This is a genomic window from Massilia pinisoli, from assembly GCF_024753285.1.
Taxonomy (GTDB): Bacteria; Pseudomonadota; Gammaproteobacteria; order Burkholderiales; family Burkholderiaceae_D; genus Telluria; species Telluria pinisoli.
In genome coordinates, this window is record NZ_JANUGW010000033.1 from 1 (window position 1) to 26,056 (window position 26,056).

The 26,056-nt window shown below is 66.5% G+C and carries 18 protein-coding genes; 12 read left to right on the forward strand and 6 right to left on the reverse strand.

What is annotated here, in order from left to right:
- Nucleotides 1-47: 47 nt before the first annotated feature.
- Both recJ and NX784_RS27590 read right to left on the reverse strand, forming a co-directional pair.
- Complete coding sequence (recJ, locus tag NX784_RS27585; RefSeq protein WP_258819909.1) at nucleotides 48-1,697, reverse strand: single-stranded-DNA-specific exonuclease RecJ; 1,650 nt, start codon at nucleotides 1,695-1,697, stop codon at nucleotides 48-50.
- Nucleotides 1,698-1,741: 44 nt separating this feature from the next.
- On the reverse strand, nucleotides 1,742-2,806 hold the full coding sequence (locus NX784_RS27590) for a hypothetical protein (RefSeq protein ID WP_258819874.1): 1,065 nt from the start codon (nucleotides 2,804-2,806) through the stop codon (nucleotides 1,742-1,744).
- 176 nt (nucleotides 2,807-2,982) lie between these two features.
- Here NX784_RS27590 and NX784_RS27595 point away from each other — a divergent pair, with 176 nt between their 5' ends.
- From NX784_RS27595 to NX784_RS27635, 9 genes are all read left to right on the forward strand, one after another.
- Nucleotides 2,983-4,248 carry a lipoprotein-releasing ABC transporter permease subunit gene (locus tag NX784_RS27595; protein ID WP_258819875.1) on the forward strand — a complete coding sequence of 422 codons (1,266 nt, stop codon included), beginning with the start codon at nucleotides 2,983-2,985 and terminating at the stop codon, nucleotides 4,246-4,248.
- Nucleotides 4,241-4,942, forward strand: coding sequence for a lipoprotein-releasing ABC transporter ATP-binding protein LolD (gene lolD / locus NX784_RS27600; protein WP_258819876.1), 702 nt, complete (start codon nucleotides 4,241-4,243; stop codon nucleotides 4,940-4,942). Before NX784_RS27595 ends, lolD begins: the two co-directional genes overlap by 8 nt.
- An 11-nt stretch (nucleotides 4,943-4,953) precedes the next feature.
- A complete protein-coding gene (locus NX784_RS27605; RefSeq protein ID WP_258819877.1) occupies nucleotides 4,954-5,754 on the forward strand; it encodes a TatD family hydrolase in 801 nt (266 codons plus the stop codon).
- Nucleotides 5,755-6,013: 259 nt separating this feature from the next.
- Nucleotides 6,014-8,815, forward strand: a complete 2,802-nt coding sequence (locus NX784_RS27610; protein ID WP_258819878.1) for a type VI secretion system Vgr family protein — start codon at nucleotides 6,014-6,016, stop codon at nucleotides 8,813-8,815.
- A gap of 32 nt (nucleotides 8,816-8,847) precedes the next feature.
- Entirely contained in the window at nucleotides 8,848-10,518 is a 1,671-nt protein-coding gene (locus NX784_RS27615) for an esterase/lipase family protein (RefSeq protein WP_258819879.1), read from the forward strand.
- A 119-nt stretch (nucleotides 10,519-10,637) separates the two neighbouring features.
- Complete coding sequence (locus tag NX784_RS27620; RefSeq protein WP_258819880.1) at nucleotides 10,638-12,236, forward strand: T6SS immunity protein Tli4 family protein; 1,599 nt, start codon at nucleotides 10,638-10,640, stop codon at nucleotides 12,234-12,236.
- 33 nt (nucleotides 12,237-12,269) lie between these two features.
- Nucleotides 12,270-13,451 (forward strand): T6SS immunity protein Tli4 family protein, encoded by a 1,182-nt coding sequence (locus tag NX784_RS27625; RefSeq protein ID WP_258819881.1) that lies wholly within the window; start codon nucleotides 12,270-12,272, stop codon nucleotides 13,449-13,451.
- A 27-nt stretch (nucleotides 13,452-13,478) separates the two neighbouring features.
- A complete protein-coding gene (locus NX784_RS27630; protein ID WP_258819882.1) occupies nucleotides 13,479-15,932 on the forward strand; it encodes a DNA internalization-related competence protein ComEC/Rec2 in 2,454 nt (817 codons plus the stop codon).
- A 64-nt stretch (nucleotides 15,933-15,996) separates the two neighbouring features.
- Nucleotides 15,997-17,448, forward strand: coding sequence for a hypothetical protein (locus NX784_RS27635; RefSeq protein WP_258819883.1), 1,452 nt, complete (start codon nucleotides 15,997-15,999; stop codon nucleotides 17,446-17,448).
- On the opposite strand, the gene NX784_RS27640 is transcribed toward NX784_RS27635, so the two are convergent.
- The 3 genes from NX784_RS27640 to NX784_RS27650 all read right to left on the reverse strand — a co-directional run bounded on the left by NX784_RS27640 (nucleotide 17,433) and on the right by NX784_RS27650 (nucleotide 21,354).
- A complete protein-coding gene (locus NX784_RS27640; RefSeq protein ID WP_258819884.1) occupies nucleotides 17,433-18,914 on the reverse strand; it encodes a rhomboid family intramembrane serine protease in 1,482 nt (493 codons plus the stop codon). The two genes, NX784_RS27635 and NX784_RS27640, sit on opposite strands and share 16 nt — an antisense overlap.
- A 290-nt stretch (nucleotides 18,915-19,204) precedes the next feature.
- Entirely contained in the window at nucleotides 19,205-20,665 is a 1,461-nt protein-coding gene (locus NX784_RS27645) for a sensor histidine kinase (protein ID WP_258819885.1), read from the reverse strand.
- Nucleotides 20,666-20,667: 2 nt separating this feature from the next.
- Entirely contained in the window at nucleotides 20,668-21,354 is a 687-nt protein-coding gene (locus NX784_RS27650) for a response regulator transcription factor (protein WP_258819886.1), read from the reverse strand.
- Nucleotides 21,355-21,491: 137 nt separating this feature from the next.
- On the opposite strand from NX784_RS27650, the gene NX784_RS27655 reads away from it, so the two are divergent.
- The 3 genes from NX784_RS27655 to dcd all read left to right on the forward strand — a co-directional run bounded on the left by NX784_RS27655 (nucleotide 21,492) and on the right by dcd (nucleotide 23,634).
- Nucleotides 21,492-22,046: a Spy/CpxP family protein refolding chaperone gene (locus NX784_RS27655; protein ID WP_258819887.1), complete on the forward strand. Its 555-nt coding sequence runs from the start codon at nucleotides 21,492-21,494 to the stop codon at nucleotides 22,044-22,046.
- Between the two features lie 139 nt (nucleotides 22,047-22,185).
- Nucleotides 22,186-23,022 carry an alpha/beta fold hydrolase gene (locus NX784_RS27660; RefSeq protein WP_258819888.1) on the forward strand — a complete coding sequence of 279 codons (837 nt, stop codon included), beginning with the start codon at nucleotides 22,186-22,188 and terminating at the stop codon, nucleotides 23,020-23,022.
- Between the two features lie 45 nt (nucleotides 23,023-23,067).
- Nucleotides 23,068-23,634, forward strand: a complete 567-nt coding sequence (gene dcd, locus NX784_RS27665) for a dCTP deaminase (RefSeq protein WP_258819889.1) — start codon at nucleotides 23,068-23,070, stop codon at nucleotides 23,632-23,634.
- 101 nt (nucleotides 23,635-23,735) lie between these two features.
- On the opposite strand, the gene NX784_RS27670 is transcribed toward dcd, so the two are convergent.
- The gene (locus NX784_RS27670) at nucleotides 23,736-25,991 is read right to left on the reverse strand and encodes an arginine/lysine/ornithine decarboxylase (protein ID WP_258819890.1); all 2,256 of its coding nucleotides are present in this window, start codon (nucleotides 25,989-25,991) and stop codon (nucleotides 23,736-23,738) included.
- Nucleotides 25,992-26,056: the final 65 nt, after the last annotated feature.

Consider the following 26,056-nt stretch of genomic DNA (forward strand, 5'->3'; position numbering starts at 1 on the left):
GTTAGGACTCAATCTGCAAACCGGCTCACTTTTTTCCATCATAGGATCTACACGGCTTCGGCGTGCTCGACGAGCAATTGGACCTTCGTGACGCCGTTGTATTCATTGGCATCGAGCCGGAACGCGACGCGCGCCCGGTCGCCCAACGCATCCGTGTGCCCGAACCAGATGGCGTCGTAGCGGCGGCCGTTGCGCTCCAGCAGGAGCTTCAGGTGTCGGTCCTTCAGGATGCGCTGGCTGACGACGCGGAACTCGTCACAGAACACGGGCGGCGCGAAGCCCTGGCCCCACACCTGGCCGTCCAGCAGTTCGATGAATTGCGTGCTGTAGAAATCGTCCTCCAGCGGCCCGTCCGTCTCGACGACCCGTTCCAGCTGCGCCGCCGTGAGCCAGGATTGGCCGACGGCTTCGAACGCCTCGGCGAACGTACCAAAATGGTCGCCGCGGAGCGTCAGGCCGGCCGCCATCGCGTGCCCGCCGAACTTGTCGATCAGGCCCGGCACCTTCTTCGACACGAGGTCGAGCGCATCGCGCAGGTGGAAGCCGGGGATCGAGCGCCCCGAGCCCTTGATCCAGCCGTCGCCCGCGGGCGCGAACGTGATCGTCGGGCGGTAGAATTTTTCCTTCAGGCGCGACGCGACGATGCCGATGACGCCCTGGTGCCAGCCATCGTCGAACACGGCGATCGTGCTGGCGTCCGCCGGTTTGAAATCGTCCAGGTGCAGCAAGGCCGTGTCCTGCATGTCGGCCTCGATCTCGCGCCGTTTGAGGTTGATGTCGTTGAGCTGCTGCGCGATGGCCCACGCGCGGCCCTCGTCGTCCGTGATCAGGCACTCGATCCCGAGTGACATGTCTTCCAGGCGGCCGGCCGCGTTCAGCCTGGGGCCGAGCGCGAAGCCGAGGTCGAACGGCGACGCGCAGCGCGCTTCGCGGCCCGCGACGCGGAACAGCGCGGCGACACCCGCGTGCATGCGTCCCGCGCGCATCCGCTTCAGGCCTTGCGCGACGAGGATGCGGTTGTTGGTGTCGAGTTTCACGACGTCGGCGACCGTGCCCAGCGCGACGAGATCGAGCAGGTTGTCGAGCTTGGGCTGTGTCTGTGCGTCGAACACGCCACGGCGGCGCAGTTCCGCGCGCAGCGCCAGCAGCACGTAGAACACGACGCCGACGCCGGCCAGGTGCTTGCTGGGGAAGCCGCATTCCGGCTGGTTCGGGTTCACGATCACGCGCGCCTCCGGCAGCGCGTCGCCCGGCAGGTGGTGGTCCGTGACGACGACGTCGATGCCGCGCGCCTTCGCCGCCGCCACGCCGTCGATACTGGCGATGCCGTTGTCGACGGTGATGATGATGTCGGGCGCCTTCTCGCGTGCCGTCAGCTCGACGATTTCCGGGGTCAGGCCATAGCCGTACTCGAATCGGTTCGGGACGATGTAGTCGACGCGCGCGCCCATCGCCCACAGGCCGCGCAGCGCGGTCGCGCAGGCGGTGGCGCCGTCGCAGTCGTAGTCGGCGACGATGGTCATCTTCTTGCCGGCCGCGATGGCGTCGGCGAGATACGTGGCGGCCGCGTCGATCTGGCGCAGCGTGCCGGGCGGCACCAGCGCTTGCAGTCCGGTCTCGAGTTCGCGCGGATCGGACAGCCCACGGGCGGCGTACACGCGGGCGAGCACGGGGTGGATCCCGCCCTGGCGCAGCATTTCGGATAGTCTTACGGGGCAGGGACGGATGGCGATGCGGGTCTTCACAGCAGTGGTTCCAGTGTCGGGCGGCGCCAGAATTTACGTTGCGCCAGCGGTGTCGTGGTGGTTTCGAGGAGCCCGTCGCGGTGGCTCAGCACGAGGCGCACGGTCTTGATGCGGCCTTTGGCGAGCAGTGCCAGCAGCGGGGCGAACAGCTCGGCCTCCAGGCGTTGCATCTGCTGCAGCCAACCGCTCCAGTCGGCAGCGATGTCGGGGGCGGCCACGTTGCCGCAGGCGAGCAGCCAGTCGGCATCGTCGTCCAGCAGTGCCTCCAGGCCGGCGAGGCTTTTCAGCTGGCGTTCCGCCAGCGCGGCCAGCCAGCCGGGCGCCTCGAACGCGGCCACGCGCGGGCGCGCGACCGTCTTGCCGGCCGCCTTCGCGACCAGCTGTTGCGCGTGTTCCGTCGCGACGCTGGCATTCCCCCACGGCCAGAACGAATTGATCGGCAACTGGCCGCGCGCCTCACGCGCCGCGTTGGCCGGGTCGGTGAACCACGTCACCTGCACGTCGTTCTGCAGCTTGCGGAACGCGCGCGCCTGCGGGCCGGACGGCATCCAGTCCGTCAGGTTCATGTTCACGGCCGCGTCGGGGCTGGCCGTCAGGAGCTCCGTCCAGTCGTCGGCGCGCATGAACCACGTGTCGTGCGTGCCCCACGCGAGCGCGTAGCCGCCTTCCTCGAAGCAGGGGCGGGCGCTGTCGAACAGGGCGCGCGCTTCGGCCTCGCGCAGGTCGAGCGCGCGCGTGTCGCCCATCTGCAGGTGCGTGCGCGCGATCTGGATGTGCGTCGGATTCACGACGAACCACATGCCGTCGCCCGGATCGAGGCCGACGCCGCGCATGGCGCTGGCCGCGACGCCCGGCACGAGCCCGCGCGCGAGGCCCAGCGCCCGGGCGATCCACAACTCGTGCGGCAGCACGCGCGCTTCCGCGTCGAGCGGGCGGTACTGCCGGCCTGACGTTTTCGACAACAGCGCGGCCAGCGCCGGCGCCTGCAGGGCGCGGGTCAGGTCGGGCGCGAATTCGGGAGCGGGGAGGGCGAACGGCAGGACGAGCGTAATGTGGGCCATCCCGTTATTGTAGGCGAAAACGGCCCGCGCAGACATGCGGCCCCCTCCTTGCACGCCGTCCGCCGCGGCCCCGGAATGTGTGTATGCCGGAAAAAGTACTTCCAATTGTGACAACGCCCCACACGGATGAGCGTTGTGTGGCAAACTGCGGGACCAACGCATTTAGCCCGGAGCCCATGAGTCTCATCCACAAACTGCCGTACGAATGGCTGGTCGGCCTGCGCTACACGCGCGCCGGCAAGCGCAGCAGCCGCAACAGCTTCATTTCCTTCATTTCGCTGATTTCCGTGTCGGGTATCGCGCTCGGCGTCGGCGCGCTGATCGTCGTGCTGTCGGTGATGAACGGGTTCCAGAAGGAAGTCACGGACCGCATGCTGTCCGTGCTGGCGCACATCGAAGTCTTCGACGCCAGCGGCTCGATGCCGAACTGGCGCGACGCCGAGAAGGAGGCGTTCCGCAACCCGGCCGTGCGGGGCGCGGCGCCGTTCGTCGAGACGCAGGGCCTGCTCGTGCGCGAAGACACGATGAAGCCGGCCGTCATCCGCGGCATCCTGCCGTCGGAAGAGCACAAGGTGTCCGACGTGGCGCAGAAGATCACCCAGGGCAGCCTCGACAGCCTGCGGTCGGGCGAATACAACATCGTGCTGGGTTACGCGCTGGCCCGCTCGCTCGGCGTCGGCATCGGCGACAAGGTCAACATGCTGCTGGCGCAGGGCCAGACGACGCCGGCCGGCATGGTGCCGCGTTCGCGCGTGTTCACCGTGGGCGGCATCTTCGAGGCCGGCCATTACGAATTCGACTCGGCGCTCGCCTTCATCAACATCGAGGACGCGCAGCGCATGGTCCGGCTGGACGCGCCGAACGGCCTGCGCCTGCGCATCGCTGACATGCACCAGGCCCCGTTCGTCGCGCAGGAACTCAAGCGCAGCATGTCCGGCGACCTGATCATGCGCGACTGGTCGCAGCTGAACGCCAACTGGTTCGCGGCCGTGCAGACGGAAAAGCGCATGATGTTCATCATCCTCACGCTGATCATCGCCGTGGCCGCGTTCAACCTCGTGTCCACGCTCGTGATGACGGTGACGGAGAAGCAGCCCGACATCGCGATCCTGCGCACCCTGGGCGCGTCGCCGCGGTCGATCACGAAGATCTTCATGATCCAGGGCGCCCTCGTCGGCATCATGGGCACGGTGGCCGGCGTGCTGCTGGGCGTGCTCGTGGCGCTGAACATCGACCACATCGTCCCGTTCATCGAACACCTGCTGGGCGTGCAGTTCCTGTCGAAAGACATCTACCTGATCAGCGAAATCCCGTCCGACCTGCGCTGGCCGGACGTCTTCAAGATCGGCGGCGTCTCGGTGCTGCTGGCCTTCGTCGCCACGATCTACCCGAGCTGGTCGGCCTCGCGCGTAAAACCGGCGGAGGCCCTGCGTTATGAGTAATATGAATCTGAATACGGCCATCCTCGCCTGCCGCGGCGTCGGCAAGACCTTCCGCCAGGGCGATTACGCCGTGCAGGTGCTGGACAACATCGACTTCACCATCGGCCGCGGGGAGCGCGTGGCCATCGTCGGCGCGTCGGGTTCCGGCAAGTCCACGCTGCTGCACGTCCTCGGTGGCCTGGATACGCCCAGCACGGGTGTCGTGACGCTGCACGGCGAGGATTTCGCCACGCTGTCCGAAACGCGCCGCGGCGAACTGCGCAACCGCTCGCTCGGCTTCGTCTACCAGTTCCACCACCTGCTGCCGGAATTCACGGCGCTGGACAACGTCGCGATGCCCCTGTTGATCCGCCGCGTGCCGCGTGGCGAGGCCATCGAACGCGCCCGCGCCATGTTGGCGCGCGTCGGTTTGACGAAGCGTGCCATCCACCGGCCCGGCGAGCTGTCCGGCGGCGAGCGCCAGCGCGTCGCGCTCGCCCGCGCGCTCGTCACGGAACCCGCGTGCGTGCTGGCGGACGAACCCACGGGGAACCTCGACCACTCGACGGCGCAAGGCATCTTCGACCTGATGCTGGAATTGTCGACGACGCTGGGCACCGCGTTCGTGATCGTCACGCACGACCCGGAACTGGCGGGCCGCTGCGACCGCGTGCTGCGCATGACGGAGCACGGCCTGCAGCCGGCCGAGGTGTAAGCCGCGCCGCCATGTGGATCGACACCCACTGCCACCTCGACGCCCACGAATTCGGCACGGAGTCCGTCGCCGTCGCGCGCCGCGCGCAGGAGGCGGGGGTCGGCATGATCGTGCTCCCGGCCGTCGCGCGCGCTAATTTCGACGTGGTGCGCCGGCTCGCGGCGGACGTGCCGAACGCCAGCTACGCGCTGGGCATCCACCCGATGTACGTGCCGCAGGCCACGGACGAGGATCTCATCGAGCTGCGGCGCCAGGTCGAGGCCTCCATGCCGGACCCGCGCTTCGTCGCGATCGGCGAGATCGGCCTCGACTTCTTCATCCCCATGCTGTGCGAGCCCGCGATGCGCGAGAAGCAGGAACGCTTCCTGCGCGAGCAGCTGCGCATCGCGCGCGACTTCGACCTGCCGGTCCTCACGCACGTGCGCCGTTCGCAGGACCAGGTGCTGAAACACGTGCGCCGGATCCGCCCCGCGGGCGGCATCGCGCATGCGTTCAACGGCAGCCACCAGCAGGCCAAGGCATTCATCGACGTCGGCTTCCACCTGGGCTTCGGCGGCGCCATGACGTTTACGCGCGCCCTGCAGATCCGCAGGCTCGCGGCGGACCTGCCGCTCGATGCCATCGTCCTCGAGACGGACGCGCCGGACATCGCGCCCACGTGGATCCATCCGGGCCGCAACAGCCCGGAGCAATTGCCCGCAATCGGCGCCGCGCTGGCCGGACTGCGCACGCTCGATCCCGACGCCGTGCGCGCGGCCACGCACGCGAATGCGCTGGCGGCGATCCCGCGGCTGGCTACGCTGCTGGCTTGATCCGCTGACGCGCCGATGCGGCGCGCATGATGCACATGGGTCGTACCCGGCCCTCATGGCGCCGCGACTGCGCGCACGATCATCCGGTTCCATCGTGTCGCGCCGGCGCGCCGTGTGCGACCGGGCGGTGCGCCGCGTGCGACCATCCGCACGCGCCGAAGTTCGCTCCCGCGCACTCTGACCCACGGCAATCCCGCGCCGTTTGAAGCATGGAAGAATCCCCTGGTGCCGTATCCGCGGCGTGGTCACGGGAGAGACAGTGGAAAGCGCGAGCGAATTCCTGCGGGTCCTGCAGCACGAGAAGTCATTGACCACCGCGCAGCGGCCGTTGCGGCTGCGCCTGGCCCACGGCGGCCAGCTCGCCGACGACGTGCTGCTGCCCCAGCGGGTCGTGGGCAGCGAAGGCGTCTGCGGCGGCATCGACTACCGCATCGGCTGCGTGGCCGCGAGCCCGACCATCGCGCTGAAGGACTTGATCGCGCTGCCGGCGGAGCTGCAGTTCGTGACCGACCGCGGCATTCTGCGCAGCGTGTGCGGCATCGTCACGGAAGCGCGCGCGGGTGATGCCGACGGCGGCCTGGCCGCGTACGAACTGGTGCTGCGCGACGTATTCGCCGTGATGGAAAAGCGCACCAACAGCCGCGTGTTCCGCTACCAGAACGAGCTGGAGATCGTGCAGCTGCTGTGCGACGAATGGCGCCAGTCGAACACGGTGCTGGCCAACGCGTTCGAGCTGGAACTCGACCCGCTGTTCGACCTGCGCCAGTTCCCGCCGCGCGAACAGACGATGCAATACAACGAATCCGACGCCACGTTCGTGCGCCGCCTGCTGAAGCGCCGCGGCATCGCGTGGGTGTTCCGTCCCGGCCGCCGGCGCGGCAGTCCCGTCGACCCCGCGCACGACCGCACGCCCGCGCACACGCTCGTGCTGTTCACCGATCCGCACGGTCTGCCGCAGAACGCGGCGGGCAGCGTGCGCTACCACCGCGACAGCGTGGCCGACGGCCGCGACACCGTGCAAAGCTGGCGCGCCGCGCGCCGGCTGCAGCCCGGCGTTGCCACGCGCCACAGCTGGGACTACAAGAACGCGGGCAGTCCCGACGCGATGACGACCACCGCGCGCAGCAACGCCGACCAGGGCCCCAGCGGCAACGCGCTCGCGGCGTCGCTGGACGACTACCTGATCGAGATGCCGCATGCCGGCAACGACGCACTCGACCACTGGCGCCTCGGCCAGGTGCGCATGAGCCGGCACGAGTTCGAAGCGAAGTGCTTCGAGGGCGAGGGCACCGTGCGCGACTTTTGCGCGGGGCAGTACTTCACGCTGGACGGCCATCCCGAGATCGACACGCATCCGGCGCCGGCGCGCGACTTCGTGATCACCGCGCTGTCCGTCGTCGCCGACAACAACCTGCCGCGCGACATCGATCGCCACGCCGCTTGGCCGGTTGTGGAAGCTGCGCAGGTCGCGCTGCCGCGCGCGCGCGCGGACGATGGCCAGGCGCGGGTGCGAGTCAGGTTCACCGCCGTCCGGCGTGGCGTGCCGATCGTGCCCGCCTACGACCCGCGCACGGACCTGCCCCATCCCGAGCTGCAGAGCGCGATCGTCGTCGGACCGGCCGGCGAGGACGTCCATTGCGACGCGCTGGGCCGCGTGAAGATCCGCTTCCCCGGCATGCGGGCGGCCGACCATCGACACGCGCACGGCGCCGGCGCGTCCGATTCGCCGGCCGACTCGGCCTGGGTGCGTGTCGCGTCGAACTGGGCCGGCAACGGCCACGGCAGTGAGCTGCAGGCGGGTGCGCTGGCACTGCCGCGCGTGGGCAGCGAAGTGCTGGTCGCGTTCCTCGGCGGCGACCCGGACCGCCCGATCATCCTCGCCCAACTGTACAACCAGCACACGGCACCGCCCGCGTTCAGCCGGACGGGCGCGCTGCCGGGCAACCGCTACGTGTCGGGCACGCGCACACACGAGGTGCAGGGCATGCGCGGCAACCAGCTGCGCTTCGACGACACGCGCGGCGAGATCAGCGCCCAGCTGGCCAGCGACCATGGCGCGTCGGAACTGAACCTCGGCTGGCTGACGCGCCCGCGCGCCGACGGCAGCGGCACGCCGCGCGGCGAGGGCGCCGAGCTGCGCAGCGACCTCACCGTGGCCGTGCGTGGTGCGCAGGGCGTGCTGATCAGCGCGGAAGCGAGTCCGCAGGCGGAAGGCGCGCAGCTCGACCGCGCCGGACTGGCCGGCCTGGCCGACGTCATGCAGGGCATCCTCGACGAGGTCGGCAAGCTGGCCGCCGTCCACACGGACGACGAACCGACGGGCAAACGGCTCGCCGCCCTCGTCGACAAGCTCAAGCGCTGGCACGGGGGCAGCAACGTGGCCGACGGCGCGTCCGGCGGCGGGGAAGCCATCGTCGCGGCGACGGCGCCGAACGGGATCATCATCGCCAGCAACGACAGCCTGGCGCTGGGCGCGAGCGGCAAGGTGGACGTCGTCAGCGCCGGGGATGCCGAACTCGCGGCCGGGAAGAACGTGTTCGTGCGCGCGGCGCGGCGCCTGAGCCTGTTCGCCCACGAGCTGGGTGTGCGGCTCGTCGCCGGGCGCGGCGACATCGTCGTCCACACACACGTCGGCAATATCCAGATCAAGTCGGCCGGCCGCATCAGCCTCGTGGCCGCGGAACGCATCGAGCTGGAAGCGCCGGACGTCAAGATCATCGCGCCGGGCGCACAGACCGACTGGGCGTCCGGCACCGTGACGCAGCAGACGACGGGACGCCAGGTGTTCAAGGCGGCCGGCTTCGACCAGTTGGGCCCGGCCGGCGCGGCGCCGATCGGCGTCCGCATGCCGACCTCGCACCTGCGCACCGACGAATACGTGGTGTTGCGCCACGAGCAAACGGGCAAGCCGGTGCCGAACCAGCGCTACAAGGCGACGTTCGAAGACGGCCGCACCGTCACCGGCCGTACCGACGCACAGGGCCGCACGTCGTTGCTGATCGGCGAAATGATCGGCGACGTCCACCTGGCCTTCCTCCCCGACGACGGCACCGCCCGGTGACCCGGGCCCACCCCCCCCCCCACGGAGCACGCATGGCAGACCCGACCCGCCCCTTGCCCCACCTCGTCCCGCAGCCGGACGGCGGCTGGACCGGCCGGACCGTCCTGACACCGACCTCGTTCACGACACGTGGGCTGTTCACGTTGCCGTCGTCGAAAGTTGTTCCCGTCATCGTTGTGCCCGGGATCATGGGGAGCAATCTGCGGGCGGCGACGAGTCCGGCGAGGAAGGCCAACGAGGTGCTGGATCCGGGAGCGCCGGCGTGGCGGGCGCCGAATGGGACGATCGATGGCATTGCTGCGGCGCGGTTGTGGAAGGCTCGTGATCCGGCTCGTCGCCAGCGGATTCTCGACGGGAATACGCTCGAGGTGGATAAACGCGGGGAAATTCACCTGCCTCTCGAAGCGCGCCACTATGGCATGACCGAGGCTGAAGTGCGGGAGCGTTGGTGGGGTGAGGTTCACTGGGATTCATACGGCAAATTGCTCTACGGGTTACACGTCGGCCTCAACCATACTTTCGAGATGGATCCTATCGACAACGTGCGGGTGATATGCCGTCACTGGAAGGAGGTCATGGCATGCGACCCGGCGCAGTGGGGTGTGCGTAGTATCGACAACGTCACCGAGGCGGAACTCGAGAAGCATGCGGCCTACTACTACCCGGTGTATGCGTGCGGATACAACTGGCTCTGTTCCTGCGAGGACTCGGCGGCGTGGCTACGCGCGCGCATCGAGCGCATCATCGCGTTCTGGACCGAGCACAAGCGGGAGTGTCGCCAGGTCATTCTTGTCACCCATTCGATGGGCGGTCTGGTTGCGCGCGCGTGCGCAAAACAAATTCCCGATCGAGTGCTGGGTGTGATCCACGGTGCGATGCCGGCATTGGGTGCGCCGGCATGCTATCGACGTATTGCTTGTGGTGCCGAGAAGTGGAGCCCGAGTAACGGTGGAATTGACAATAAAAAGGCCGAGTACATAGCGGAAATCCTGGGTGATCAACCGGACTCGACAATGCCAGTCATGGCGACTTCGCCCGGTGTGCTGGAACTGCTGCCGAATCATATGTATCCCCAGCCGTGGCTGCATGTTTGTTTGGTCAGCCGCGTGAATAATACCGATGTGCCGCGCGACGTCGTGCATTTGCCGGTCGGGAATCCGTACGAGTTTTACCGGGATATGAAGTCCTGGTATCGCCTGATCGACCCCGCATTGGCCGATCCCGCAAGGAATTACCGCGACGAAGACCATGGTGTGATCAATGCGATCAGGACAGCGGTGGCAAAAGCCGAGCATTTCCATCGCAACGTATTGGATGCCTACTACCATCCGAACACCTATGCGTTCTACGGGGCCGATCCAGCCCATTTGTCGTTCGGTGCCGTACGTTGGGTGTCACGGGATTCCGGCTCGGGCGCAGTATTTACGGATGCGAATTTGCGGGCTGCATCGCAGGCAGGATATGGCCCCGGCGGGAGTCGGCGCGTGCGTGTCGAAGGGCGCACGAACCTGCAATTTGTACCCGCATGGCAGGACGTTGCTGGCGATGGCACAGTCCCACATCAATCCGGCGCAGGTCCAAGCGGAAAAGTACTCCAACTGTTCGACGTTCGTGGTTTTGATCACCAGGGCGCATTCAATCATGAAGCCGCCCTGTCGTTGACTCATCATCTTATCGTCAAACTCATACAAAAGATGCCATGACGCGAATTGGAAAGCGCGGTTGGCAAAAGCTCATCGTTTTGGTAACAGTGTTGGCCTGTGCCGGAACGTGGGCTGCTGGTCAGGTCCGGAGCATGCGGGACAGATCCGAGGTGGCGAAAATGACGGAAGATATGAAAACGGTGTGCATCGGACGGTTTCTGATCGACGTACCGGCTGAGGCAGAGATCACCATTTCCCGCGAGAGAATCGCCGGCTTCGCCATTGAAACGTTCGAAGAAGATGAGGCCTCATTTCGGCAGCGGATCGATGCGCACGAGGCAGCGGTCGGGGCAGATGGGGGCAAGTCCGGCGGCGACGGGGGCATCGTCGAGGCCCGGGATTTGCGGGTGCCCAACATGATTGGACGTGTGCTCATTTACGGGCGCAGCCGCGGGTACGTCATGGAAGGCGATCGCCGCGTCGCCATGGAGTCGGTCTCGGTCGAGGCGCATGCTCATGTCAATGGTCTCAGCTTCTCGCTCACCGCGACTGGATCGAGCGAGCATAGGGCCAAGACTGCGGAAGAACTGTTAGCACGGCTCCACGTGCGCGATGATGGCGACATCCCGACCATCCCGGGATTCTGTATTCCGCGTGCCGTTTTTGCGGACCCTTTACCTGCGCATAAAACCGAGCATATTTCAATGCATGTCGGGTTCTCCGGCCATCCTGACGTTGGCGTCGTTTTTGACAGCCTTCCTGGAGGGGAGAGGAGTCTCGGCCTGCTTAGCCGTTACAGTCAAATGGACGCCGAAGCCGACCCGGATGAGATGTTAAGGGTGTCGAAGCTGCGCTCCGGGGATCGCACCATCAACGAGCTCGCCGGGGAAGAAATTCTGGAACGCGTTCGCGAGCTGAACTTCGCGACCACGTATGGTTTTGTATGGGAGACGCAGGGCATTCCAGACGACCCAACTCAGCCTTTTCTGTCGCTTGAACTGCACGGTGGACTGAGCCCTCACGCTGGGGGTAAGCCAGTGGATACCAGCCTGCATGAAGACGCCGTGCTCGATTTATGGGATCGCATCTCCTCAAGCATTCGGTTCCGCAAGCCGGGCACTCCGCCACCGGCGGATTCGCAGCCCGAACCGGCCGGACCGAGACTGGGCGCGTTGGTGACCGCCGGCGAAGTGTGTTTGCAATCAGGCTGGTGGAAGTGCCGCGAGGGCGGCCCTGGCGTGGACGTGCAGGGCGGCGCGGTCCAGTGGATACGCAAGGGCGACCGCATGCCGCAGGCGCTGCTGTTGCCCCGGCAGACCCTGTGGCAAAAGCTGCGGGGCCTCCAGCCCAGCATCGAGCCGGCGCAACTGACCACGTGGCGGCTCGTCGACAAACGGCTGCGGCCGCGGACCCCGGCATTGGTATCGCTGGCGCCGCCGGGACAGGTCAGTACGGTGGGGGACGCGGAGCTCGACGCCGCACAAAAGGTCGCGCTGGGCACGAGCGTCCGCACCGGCGACCTGTGTCCTGCCAGCGGATGGTGGCGCTGCGGCGAGACGAATGCCCTGGACGGCACGCGCTGGTTCCCGCGCGGTAGCGCACTCCCGGCAGCGACCTTCCAGGTGCCGACCGGGGTGTTCGGCCGTTCGGCCGGCCCGGAAGTCATACAGCGGCGTAGCACATGGCAGTTGATGCGCCATGCGGAGGCCGAGAGCGTTGCGCTGCCCGCGGACGGCGTATCAGCCACGCCGCCACCTGGTCCGTCGACGCTCGCGTGAATGGGATAGCAGCCCAGACAATACCTGGAACGGATGATTTCCATGACTCGGTTAAAAAAGCGTGGATGGCGAGGGTTCGTCGCACTGCTCGCGGCGTTCGTGTGCGCCGGAACCTGGGCCGCTGGTCATATGCGGAGTCTGCGGGACAGAACCGAAGTGGCAACAATCACAGAAAAGATGAGAACGATTTGTGTCGGACGCTACCTGGTGGACGCGCCCGAGGATGCGAACGTGAACCTGTCCAGCGAAATGATCGCAGGATTCACGATCGACACGGTCGAGAAGACCGAGCCCGCGTTCCACGCACGGATGGCCGCGCGCGAGGCCGAGATTAGCGCACGCGGCGCAGAAGGTAACGGTGACGGCGAGGGCGGCCTCGTTGCGGCGCGCGACTTGAGCGTTCCCGGCGCGGTCGGCCGTTCGTTCATCTATGGGCGCAGCCGCGGGTACCTGATGGCAGGCGACAGGCGCATCGCCATGGAATCGGTATCGGTCGTAGCCCATGCGCACATCGATGGAGCGACATTCACGCTCGCCGCGAAAGGAACCGAGGAGGCAAGCGCGCGGGAAGCGAAATCGCTGTTGGCGCGGTTGGGTGTGCGCGGCGAGGACGACATCCCGCTGACGCCGGGTTTCTGTGTCCGGCGGGGCGTGTTCGTCGAACCGCTGCCCGATCACACGAACGAGCACATTGTTTTTCACCTGGGTTTGCCCGGGCATCCCGACGTGGGCTTGGCCTTGAGCAGCATTGCGGGAGGAAAGGCCGATGAAGGGCTGCTGGCACGGGTTGCGGCCACCGATGCCGACTCCAGTGCCGACGAACTGCTGCGTGTCACCAAACTAAGGACAGGCAAACGCAGCGTTAACGGCATCGACGGCGAGGAGGTGCTGGAACGTGTGCGCGAGCTGAACTTCACTACGGGCTACGGCTTTATGTGGGAAGCCGCCGGCGTCCCGGACGACCTGTTGCACCCCAGCCTGCTGCTGAGGATGGAAACGGGCACCAACCCGCGCCCGGGCGGCAAGCCGGTCGAGTCCAGCCTCCACCAAAACGCCGTGATGGCCCTATGGGACCGCATGTCGTCCAGCATCCGCTTGCGCAAACCTGACGCGCGGCCTGTCGTCTCGACCTCGTCGGAACGCTGGCCGGCCATAAACGGGCAACGAGCAAGCCCGCATCGGCCCTCACGCGACGCACCCATCGGTCACTCGTGACTTCACCGCCGCCTGACGACGCCCACCATGCGCAGCTTCATCCTGGGCTTCGTCACTGGCGCCACCGTGTTGCAGAGCGCCGCCGCGCTGCCGTCGGCCCGTCTGATGGCGACCTGCATCGCGGCGGCACTCCTGCTGTTGGCCGGCGCGCGTGTGATCCGCCCGCCGGCCGCACGCATCGCCGCGCTTGCCATCGCCGGGCTCCTGAGCGGCTACACGTGGGCGGCCTACGTAGCGCAGACGACGTTGGCCCCATCGCTCGACGCGCGAGATGAGGGCCGCGACGTGCGCATCGTCGGCATCGTGCAGACGCTGCCGTATCGCTTCGATCAGGGCGTGCGCTTCGATTTCCGTGTCGAGCGCAGCCTCGACGCCGGCGCGCGCGTGCCGCCGCACATCGTGCTGTCGTGGTATGCGGGCATGCATGGCGCACACCAGGTCGTCGGCGACGTGCAGCCGGGGCAGCGCTGGCGGTTGACGGTGCGGTTGCAGCGCCCCCACGGCAATGCCAATCCGGGCGGATTCGATTACGAAGTCTGGCTACTCGAGCAGGGCGTGCGCGCCACGGGCTATGTCCGCGGCACCGAGGACGACCGGCTGCTGGACTCTTTCGTGCCGAGTCCCGGCGTCGTCGTCGAGCGCGTGCGCGCGACGCTGCGCGCGCGCATTCAGCATGCGCTCGCCGGCCGCACGTACGCCGGCGTCATCGTGGCGCTCGTGATCGGCGACCAGCGCGGCATCGACCAGGCCGACTGGCAGGTGTTCAACCGCACGGGCATCGGCCACCTCATCTCGATCTCCGGCCTGCACATCACGATGATCGCGGGCCTCGCCGGCTGGGCCGCGTCCGCCTTGTGGCGGCGCTCGTTCTTCACGGGCGCGCAACTGCCGTTGCGGCTGCCGGCGCAAAAGGTCGCGGCCCTGGTGGGGGCGGGTATCGCGCTGCTGTACGTGCTCCTGGCCGGCTTCGGCGTGCCGGCACAGCGCACCTTGTACATGCTGTCCGTCGTGGCGCTCGCGCTGTGGACGGGGCGGCTCACGGCCGTGTCGCATGTGCTGTGCGCGGCGCTCGGCGTCGTCGTGCTGCTCGATCCGTGGGCCGGGTTGTGGCCGGGGTTCTGGCTGTCGTTCGGTGCCGTCGCCGTCATCGTGTTCGCGGGCCATGGCCGCGTCGGGGCGCCGCCGGCCGGGGCGCGCGGGGCGCTGATGGTTGCAGGACGCACGCAATGGGCCGTCACGGCAGGTCTCGTGCCGCTCACGTTGCTGCTGTTCGGCCAGGTGTCGGTCGTCAGCCCGCTCGCGAACGCGGTGGCGATCCCGCTCGTCAGCTTCGTCGTGACACCGCTCGCGCTGGCGGGCAGCATGATGCCCGGGCCGCCGGGCGATTGGCTCCTGCTGCTCGCGCACTGGACGGTCGAGATGCTGGCCTGGCTGCTGCGCCACATGGCCGGGTGGCCCGGCGCCGTGTGGCGCGCGCCGGCGCCGCAGGCCTGGGTGTTCGTGCTGGGGCTGGGCGGCACTTTGTGGATGCTGATGCCGCGCGGCTGGCCCCATCGCTGGGCGGGGGCCGTGGCGCTGCTGCCGATGCTGCTGCAGGTGCCGGACCGGCCGCGGGCCGGCACCTTCCGCGTGACGGCGTTCGACGTGGGCCAGGGGATGGCGTTGCTCGTCGAGACGGAGCGCCACCGCCTGCTGTACGACACCGGACCGGGGTATGCGCCCGGCGCCGACGGCGGCAGCCGCGTGATCCTGCCCTACCTGCGCATGCGCGGCATCGCGGCGCTGGACGGGGTCGTCGTCAGCCACAGCGACACGGACCACACGGGCGGCGCGCTGGCTGTCCTGGAGGGAGTCGACGTGACCTGGCTCGCGTCGTCGCTGCCGGGAGACCGCGCGATCGTGCGCGCGGCGCGCCGCCACATACGGTGCGCGGCCGGCCAGCACTGGCACTGGGACGGCATCACGTTCGAGACGCTGCACCCGACGCTCGCCAGCTACGACGAGGTGCAGCTGAAGACGAACGCCCGCAGCTGCACGCTGCGGATCACCAACGGCCGTACTGCGATCCTGCTGGCCGGCGATATCGAAGCGTCGCAGGAATCGAGCCTGGTGCTGGGTGGTGCCGAACGGCTGCATGCCGACGTGCTGCTGGCGCCGCACCACGGTAGCGGCACCTCGTCCACGGCGGCCTTTCTCGCGGCCGTACGTCCGACCGTGGCTGTGTTTCAGGTGGGCTGGAGGAATCGCTACCATCATCCGAAAGATGCGGTTTGGTTGCGCTACGGCGCATTGGGCATCCGCCGTCTGCGCACGGACGAGGCGGGCGCCGTGGCGCTCGCGTTCGGCGACCGGGTGGACGTCACGACATGGCGCGCACAGCACCCGCGCTACTGGTATGGGCATGAGTCTGACCGTGCATCCACGGCGGAGGCAGCCCGTGCCGAAGCTGAAGACATCGGGAATGCAAATTCAACATGGTAATTGCCGAAATACAATGTTAGCATCATGTCCATTCGGCGATCATTGGAGCGGAAGGCGCGACATCGTGGCAAAAGACTATTGTGGCTATCACGTGGACAAGGCGGCAGCCTGGCATTGCGTAAGTTGCGGCACGCTGTTGTGCCAGGACTGCTTTCCAGCCTCGCCCGATTCGGCCCGGCAGCTGTATTGCACCCTGTGCAGCGGTAACATGCATTACCTCGGCGTCGGGCATTCCCTGCCGCCGTTCTGGTCGCAGATGCCCCGTTTCTTTGCGTATCCGTTCAGAACGAACGGATGGATTTTCCTCGCTTTACTCGCCTTTCTCACCATCGCATCGGGAAAGCTGTTGCGCGCGCATGGCGTCGTGGCCGGGGTGCCGATTTTCATTGTCGTCGCCCTGGGCATCCGGCAAGGCTTGCGCGTCATCGAGTTTTGCAGCCGGGGGAGGTCACGACCGCCCAGCATTCGCGAGCTGTTTGACGGCAATCCGACCGTGCTCAAGATGCTCGGGCTGGTGCTGGCCTACGGCGCGATGGTGCGCGTCCTGGGGCATGTCGGCTGGCCGGGCATCGCGGGAATGATTTGCCTGTCGGGTTTGCTGCCGGCAAGCATCATGCTACTTGCGATTCACGGTTCGTTGCGGGATGCCCTGGATCCCATCCAGGTAGTTCAGCTGGCAGCGCGCACCGGTTGGTCCTATCTCGGCCTGATTCTGGTATTGATCGTGACTGCGCAAGGGCCGCAGCAGGTCGTCGCGTTGATTCCTGCCGCCACACTCGGCCGTCTGGCGGAAAGCAATCCGGAAGTGCTCATGGCCATGCTCGTCGCGAGTACGGCCTATTTCAACATGGTCATGGGTGCGATGATGGGATACCTGCTGTTTCAGCACCACCAGGGGCTGGACATCAGGCCCGACGATGAACATCGGGTCGCGCCTGCGGACAATCGCGCTCTGGAAATGGCGCGCGCCGCGATACTGGTGCGGGAGTCGCGTTACCAGGACGCCCTGCGGCAGATGGCCGGCATGGTCGCCGATTACCCGAACGACATTGCAGTGCTCGAGTACTACCACAAATTGCTGTGCGTATCCGATGCCGATCCGGACCGCGTGCAGCTGCATACGGAGCGTTATCTCGGGGCCTTGCTGGACGCGCAACGCAAGAGCCGCATGATTGGCGCGCTCGAAGCCGCATGCCGTGTGGTGCCGCACTACAAGCCGAAAAGTATCCCGGTGCGGCGGGCGCTCGCCGAGGAATATTTCCTGCAAAGGCAATTCAAACCAGCCGTTGCGCTGATCGGCATGCTGCATAAGGAAGCCCCCAATAGCGATGACCTTCCAGCCGCCTACTATCTGCTGGCGCGCATCTACTCGGAAGGCTTGCGCGACGATGGCAAGGCCATCATGATTCTCGATTTCCTGCTGAAGCATTGCCCAGGGCACGCCATGGCCGGCGAGATCGAGAATTACCGCAAGGTGATCCTGGCGCTCGGACAGACAAGTCAGGTTGCGGGGTAAGCTGCCAGTTGCCGGGCTTCTTCCGAATCGGGGAAGCGCGTCTGTAGCTGCTCGCGATAGCGTTGTGCCTGCCCCGTCTGCTGTGCCTTTGCGGACAGGTTAGCCGCCGCTTGCAAAATTCTGGGCATGGTTTCGTGACGGCATTCGCGTTCCAGCAGACGTTCGACGAGAAGGGAGAATGGTTTGATGTGCTCGACTCGTCCGAGGCGCTGCGCCAGCACGAGCGACACCGATTCCGTCAGTGCCGGCGTAGCACCACCGATCCTGGCGTATTCATGCGCCACTTCCTCGATCAGTGTTTGCAGCGCCGGGTCGCGCGCGGCGTTACCGGCGCGCTTGAACAAGGCGTGCACGGTCTCGTGATAGTCCCGGCTCGACGGCGAGACCTTCACGACGCCATACAGCGCGCGCCACGCGCGGACATCGTGCGGATGGGTCTTCACGAGCTGGACAGCCGTCCGGCGCGCTTCGTCCAGCTTCATCGCCACCATCGATTCCTGTATGGCAGAAAGCGCCGACCTGAACGGGGCATTCACGTCGATCTTTTCGACGAAATTGCGGTTGTAGTCGAGGCCGAAGCGCAGCCATAGGGCCAGCAACGTGAAGCCGAATAACAGCCCGCCGGTATGGGCCCAGTGCGCCACACCGTCATCACTGTAGCGCGCTCCCAGCAATTCGTAGCCGACCCACACGGGAAAGACGATGAGCGCGGGGGCCCGTACATGCCCGCTGAAAAAGACGACGTTGTAGAAGAAGTTGATTTTTCTCAGGCCGTACAGGGCGATATACATGCCCATAAGGCCCGATATCGCGCCCGATGCGCCTAATACGCCGTGGTCGCTACCAGATTCCGACATCCAATATAGCAGGGTGCCGCCCAGGCCACTGCACAGATAGAGCAACAGGTACACGCCGCGCCCGACCGCGGTTTCGAGTGCAAAACCGAACAGGAACAGGAAAACCATATTCCCCAACAGGTGCATGAAACTTCCATGCAAGAACATGCTTGTCAACCACGTGATCGGCCGCGCTTCCCGGGGATGAAAGGCGTAGGCCCGATTGCTGACCGCATCGACCAAATTCTCGAACCGGCTTCGCTCCGTTCGCCATTGTGGATCGACGTCCAGTTCCTTATGTAATGCTTGGGCGAATTGCGGGTCGAAGGCCGCGTGCTGGAACTGCAAGTCGCGTTGCAATGACTCGTCTGGCTGCGCCGTGTCGTCGTCTGCGGTCGCATCCAGCTGTCGCTGCGCTTCGGGATCGATGCGGCTCAGGTAGTGGCGAAACGGCTGTTGCTCGCGCTCGTACAGGCCCGATTCCACATACCATCGATAAGATCGTTCCAGTCGCTGCGGGTCCTTGCCCTGATAGACGAAGAAGACCAGCACGTTGATGATGATGAGCAGTAAGGTCGCCAGCGGCGGATTTTTCCAATCAGGCCGGTTTTCTACGGGAACGATAAGCATCGGATTTGTCAGGGTAAGCACCCGTCACGAACGGGCAGCAGCCAACTTCGTCTAGTTATTCAAGCCAATAGCGACAGGTGCAGAGTTAATGCCATTTCCTTGTCGATTGGAAATATATCAACATCTTACATGCCTTCGTAAGATGCGCGAACCAGGAAATGATCAGAAGCGAACGCGCCGTGACGTTGTCATACTCGTGCCCCGGAGATGTCAGTGACCAGCTCCAGGCTTTGCTGGCTACGTTCGACAGGCAGCCGTGTGCGCGCGCTGATGGTACGCGCCCCAGCCGGCTACACCGCCCGCGGCAGCGTGATCGTCACGCGCAAGCCGCCTTCCGCACGATTCGCGGCCGAGATACGTCCACCGTGCGTCTCGACGACACGCTTGGCGATCGCGAGGCCGAGCCCGTGGCCGTCGACGTTGTTGTGCGCCGGGTTCGAGCGGAAGAACGGTTCGAACACGTCGCCGAGGTGGTCCGGCGCGATGCCGGGGCCTTGGTCGAGCACCTCGATGTGCACGAGGGCGCCGTCCGGATGCACGCCCACGTCCACGCGTCCGCCCGCACCGTGCTTGACCGCGTTGCGCACGATGTTTTCGACGGCGCTCCACAGCAGGTCCGGTGCGCCGCACACGGTCACCGGTTCCGGCGCCTCGACGGCGACTTCCACGCCGGCTTCGAAGCGGGCGTCGTCCGCGATTTGGTCGACCATTTCGACGAGGTCCACGTGTTCCGTCGCGGGCAGCGCCGTCGCCGCTTCCAGGCGCGACAAGGTCAACAGCTCGCCGACGAGGCGGTCCATGCGCACGCTCTCGCGCTCGATGCGTTCAAGTGACGCCTGCAGGCGCTCCGGTTGCTGGTGCGCGAGCCCGATGGCGGCCTGCAGCCGGGCCAGCGGCGAGCGCAGTTCGTGCGAGACGTCGTGCAGCAGCCGGCGCTGGCCATCCATCAGCGCGCGCAGGCGGGCACTCATGCGGTCGAAGTCGTGCCCCAGTTCCGCCAGCTCGTCGCCGATCAGCCGCGGCGGCGTGTGCGCGAATTTCGGCGCGAGGTCGCCGGCGGCGGCCGCGTCGAACGCGCGCTGCAAGGCCCGGATGGGACGCGAAAAATACCAGGCGAGGAGGGCGGCGAACAGCAGGCTGGCCAGCACGGCGGCGGCGAGCGGCAGCCAGGGCCCCACGTGGCGGCCGAATTCCGGCGGCAGGCCGACCCAGCCACCACCCGGGCCGCCGGGACCCCGGCCGCCGTCCATGCGGGGCCCGCCGGGCCCGTCGCCCGGTCCGCCGTCGCGTGGCCCCGGGCCGGGCGGGCCGAAGCCGGGCCGGCCGGGAACGTCCATGGGCGGCATGTGCCATGCGCGCGAGGCGAATGCGACGTAGTGGCGGCCGTCGGCGCCCGTCAGGTGCGCGACGGCGTGCCCGTGGCCATCGGCGTTCAGGTCGCGCTCGACTTCTTCGCGCAGCCTGGCGGGAACGGGCCGGTCGAGCAGTTCGTGGCCTTGTTCGTCCAGAACGTACAACTGCATGCGGCGGCTGGTGGCGGCCAGGTCGCGCAGCGCGTCGATGCCGCCGTGCTTGAGCGTGGCGGCCGCGGCATCCAGCATGATCGTGGCGGGCGGGCTCGTGTCGAGCGTGGGTTCGCCGTGGTGGTGACGCGCCTGGTCGCGCAGCCACAGGGTGCCGCCGATGCCGATCAAGGCGGCCACCTGGGCCAGCAGGATGGACAGGAAGAACTTCCAGAACAGCCGGCCCATCGCTACTCGCGGATCAGCTGGTAGCCGAGACGGTAGACGGTCTGCAGGCAGGAACGGCCGTCGGACAAGGTGCCCAGCTTGTGGCGCAGGCTCGACAGGTGCACGTCGATGTTGCGGTCGAAGCGGGCCAGCGGGCGGCCCAGTCCCTGCTCGGACAGGTCGTTCTTGCTGACGGGGCGGCCGGCGTTGCGGGCGAGGACTTCGAGCAGATTGAATTCGGTGCTGGTCAGTTCCAGCGGCTGGCCCTCCCACGTGGCGCGACGCTGCTCCGGCAGCATCGTCAGCTTGCCCACGGTGAGCGTGATGCCGGGACCGTCGTGCGGCGACCCTTGCGTACGGCGCAGGATGGCGCGCACACGGGCCGTCAGCTCGCGCGGCGTGCAGGGCTTCGTGACGTAGTCGTCGGCGCCGAGCTCGAGGCCGAGGATGCGGTCGGCGTCGTCGCCGCGGCCCGTCAGCATCAGGATCGGCATGCGGCTGGCGGCGCGGATGCGGCGCAGCGTGTCGATGCCGTTCATGCGGGGCATCATCACGTCGAGGATGGCGATCGCGTACTGGCCCGTCAGCGCCTCGCGCGCACCCGTCTCGCCATCGTGGGCGCAGGCGACGCGAAATCCTTCCTGCTCCAGGTATTCGGCAAACATGGCGACGAGTTCCGTGTCGTCGTCGATGAGTAGGACTTGGTTCATGGTCGCATCTTAGCGCACGGACGCTGCACCTACCACGCCGGCCCGGTGCCCTTTACGCCGTTTTACATGGCGACAACACCGTTTAACACGGGGGAATCCGACAATGCAATCTCCGAACAACAACAAGGATGACGAACATGAACACTTCCCGTTTCTCCGCCGCGGCCGCGCTGCTCGCCGCGTGCCTGGCCGCCACCTGCGCCGCCCCGGCATTTGCCGCTGCCGCGGCTGACGCGCCGCCTGCGGCCGAACAACCCGGGCCCGGTGGCGACCACGAGCACGGCCCGGGCCATCACGGTTTCGGCCCCCACGGACCCGGCGCGCCGGGTCCGGACATGCCGTTCGGTCACATGGCGCTGCATCGCCTGAACCTCAGCGAGGCGCAGCAGGACAAGGTGTTCGCCATCATGCACGCCGCGGCGCCGGAGCACCACGAGCACGAAAAGACGATCCGCAAGGCGCACGAGGCCATGCGCGACCTCGCCCGCGCCGACCGGTTCGACGATGCGAAAGCGGCCGCGCTGGCCCGTGACCTCGGCCAGGCGGTCGGCGCCGAAGCGCTGCTGCATGCGCGCACGGAAGCGCAAATCCTCGCCGTTCTGACGCCGGCGCAGCGCGAGCAGCTGCGCCTGCATCACATGCGCGGCCACGAGGGAGGCGACCGTCCGGAAGGTCCGCCGGAGCGCCGCTGAACGGGTACGGCCGCACGGCCCGCGGACGCGCGGGCGTGCGTCCGCGGCCGCCCCGGTGTAGGCGTTTCCCTCTAAACCAAGGGAAGTAATGACATTACAATGGCGTCGTTCCGACTACACGCCGTGTCACTCCTTTCCGATGTCTAAGCCACTCCTCCATTTCACCCACGGGAACAGTTATCCGGCGGGATCGTACGGCCGCCTGCTCGACGACCTGCGCCGCGACTTCGACGTGCGCACGACGGACATGCTGGGCCACGACCCGCGCTATCCCGTGCGCGACAATTGGCATACGCTGATCGACGAATTGATCGCGCAGCTGGAAGCGTACGGCCAGCCCGTCATCGTCGTCGGGCATTCGCTGGGCGGCGCGGTCGGCATGCTTGCGGCGCACCGCCGTCCGGACCTGGCGCGCTGCGTCGTGATGCTGGATTCGCCCGTCGTCGCAGGCTGGCGCGCGCAGGTGTGGCGGCTCGTGAAGCTGCTCGGGCTGCGCGAGCGGCTGTCGCCCGGCGCGCTGGCGGCGCGGCGCCGCAACGTGTGGCCGTCGCGCGCGGCCGCGCACGAACACTTCATGGCGAAGCCGATCTTCCAGGCGTGGGCGCCGGGCGCGCTCGACGACTATCTCGACAACGGCCTGAAGCCGCACCCGGACGGCGTGCAACTGCGCTTCGACCGTGACGTCGAGGCGGCGATCTACAGCACGCTGCCGCACGATATGGACCGCGTGCTGCGCGCGCCGTATCCGGTGCCCGTCGGCTTCATCGCCGGCACCGATTCCGCCGAGCTGCGCCAGGCGGGCCTGGACGGCACGCGCCGCCTGGTCGGGGCGAATTTCGTCACGATCGACGGGACGCACCTGTACCCGATGGAACAGCCGGCGCTGACGGCCCAGCTGACCCGCGAGATGATCGCGCGCCTGCTGGCGCAGGCCAACGAAAAAAAGGCGGGCCGCCCCGCGGCGCTTTTCGCGTAAAATTGCGGGATTGTTATCCCTCTTTTTTGGAAAAGAAGCCCAGCGATGAGTATCAAGAGCGACAAATGGATACGCCGGATGGCGGAAGAACAGGGCATGATCGAACCGTTCTCGCCGAAACAGGTGCGCGAGACGGACGGCCGCAAGATCATTTCGTGGGGCACTTCGTCGTACGGCTACGATATCCGCTGCGCCGACGAATTCAAGGTGTTCACGAACATCAACAGCACGATCGTCGACCCGAAGAACTTCGATTCGAACTCGTTCGTCGACGTGAAGAGCGACGTGTGCATCATCCCTCCGAACTCGTTCGCGCTGGCGCGCACGATTGAATACTTCCGCATCCCGCGCAACGTGCTGACCGTCTGCGTGGGCAAGTCGACCTATGCGCGCTGCGGCATCATCGTCAACGTGACGCCGTTCGAGCCGGAATGGGAAGGGTACGTCACCTTGGAGTTCTCGAACACGACGCCGCTGCCGGCGAAGATCTACGCGGGCGAGGGCTGCGCGCAGGTGCTGTTCTTCGAGAGCGACGAAGTGTGCGAGACCTCGTACAAGGACCGCGGCGGCAAGTACCAGGGGCAGCATGGGGTGACGTTGCCCAAGGCCTGAGCGGGTCGGGACGCAGAAAAAAAGGAGGCCGCGGCCTCCTTTTTGCATCGATGGTACGTTCACGCATGGTGGGCACCCCGTGCCCACCGAACCTGTCCGGATCAATCCTGCTTGACGCAGTCGACGAAGTAACCGAGCTTGCCGTCGATCTCGCGCTTCACGAGCCCGTGCACGTCCGTCTCGAAGCCCGGGAACCGTTCGTTGAAATCGCGCGCGAAGCGCAGGTAGTCGACGATGGTCTTGTTGAAGCGCTCGCCCGGGATCAGCAGGGGAATGCCCGGCGGGTAAGGCGTCAGCAGGATCGCCGTGATGCGGCCTTCCAGGTCCTCGATCGCCACCCGCTCGATCTCGCGGTGCGCCATCTTCGCGAACGCGTCCGACGGCTTCATCGCGGGGATCATGTCCGACAAATACATCTCCGTCGTCAGGCGGGCGACGTCGCGCGATTTATAGAAATCGTGGATCTGCTGGCACAGGTCGCGCAGGCCCCACGATTCGTAGCGCGGGTTCGCCGCGGTGAACTCGGGCATGACGCGCCACATCGGCTGGTTGCGGTCGTAGTCGTCCTTGAACTGCTGCAGCGCGGTGACGAGCGTGTTCCAGCGGCCTTTCGTGATGCCGATCGTGAACATGATGAAGAACGAGTACAGGCCGCACTTCTCGATGATGACGCCGTGCTCCGCCAGGTACTTCGTCACGATCGACGCGGGGATGCCCGAGCCGCCGAACGAGCCGTCCAGCGACAGGCCCGGCGTGACGACCGTCGCCTTGATCGGGTCGAGCATGTTGAAGCCTTCGGCGAGCTTGCCGAAGCCGTGCCAGTCGTCGTCCGCGTGGATCATCCAGTCGGCCTGCGTGCCGATGCCTTCCTCGCTGAAGTCCTGCGGACCCCAGACCTTGAACCACCAGTCGTCGCCATAGTCCTGGTCGACCTTCTGCATCGCGCGGCGGAAGTCCAGTGCCTCGAAGATCGATTCCTCGACGAGCGCGGTGCCGCCCGGCGCTTCCATCATGGCGGCGGCGACGTCGCACGATGCGATGATCGAGTATTGCGGCGACGTCGACGTGTGCATCAGGTATGCCTCGTTGAACGCATCCTGGTCCAGCGCGACGGTCTCCGATTCGCGCACGAGCACCTGCGACGCCTGCGACAGGCCCGCCAGCAGCTTGTGCGTCGATTGCGTGGAGAAGATCATCGACTGCTTCGCGCGCGGGCGGTCGCGGCCGATCGCGTGCATGTTGCGGTAGAAGTCGTGGAACGTCGCATGCGGCAGCCACGCTTCGTCGAAGTGCAGGGTGTCGATCTCGCCGTCCAGCAGTTCGCGCAAGGTCTCCACGTTGTACACGACGCCATCGTACGTCGACTGCGTGATCGTCAGGATGCGCGGCTTCTTGTTCTTCGCTTCACGCGCGAACGGGTTCGCCTCGATCTTCCTGCGGATCGACTCCGGCGAGAATTCTTCGAGCGGGATCGGGCCGATGATGCCGAGGTTGTTCCGGGTCGGCATCAGGAACACGGGGATCGCGCCGCACATGATGATCGAGTGCAGGATCGACTTGTGGCAGTTGCGGTCGACGACGACGATGTCGCCCGGCGCCACCGTCGAATGCCACACCATTTTGTTCGATGTGGACGTGCCGTTCGTGACGAAGTAGCAGTGGTCGGCGTTGTAGATCCGGGCTGCGTTGCGCTCCGATTTCGCGACGGGGCCGGTGTGGTCCAGCAGCTGGCCCAGCTCCTCGACGGCGTTGCAGACGTCCGCGCGCAGCATGTTCTCGCCGAAGAACTGGTGGAACATCTGGCCGATCGGCGATTTCAGGAATGCGACGCCGCCCGAGTGGCCGGGGCAGTGCCAGGAATATGAGCCGTCGTTCGCGTAGTGGACGAGCGCGCGGAAGAACGGCGGCGCCAGGCTGTCCAGGTACGCTTTCGCTTCGCGGATGATGTGGCGCGCGACGAATTCCGGCGTGTCCTCGAACATGTGGATGAAGCCATGCAGCTCCTTCAGGATGTCGTTCGGGATGTGGCGGCTCGTGCGGGTCTCGCCGTAGATGTAGATCGGGATGTCGGAGTTCTTGTGGCGGATCTCCTGCACGAACGCCCGCAGGCCGGACAGGGCGAAGTTGGTTTCCTCGAGGGTGCCGCCGCCGAATTCCTCGTCGTCGATCGACAGCACGAAGGCCGAGGCGCGCGACTGCTGCTGGGCGAATTGCGACAGGTCGCCGTAGCTCGTCAGGCCCAGCACTTCCATGCCTTCTTTTTCCATTGCGGCCGCGAGCGCGCGAATGCCGAGACCGGACGTGTTCTCGGAACGGAAATCCTCGTCAATGATGACGATTGGGAAACGAAATTTCATGGACAGCTCCAAAACGAAGCGCCGTGCGCGCCGCCTTCCGGAAAGTGGAGGGCGGCCGGGCACGG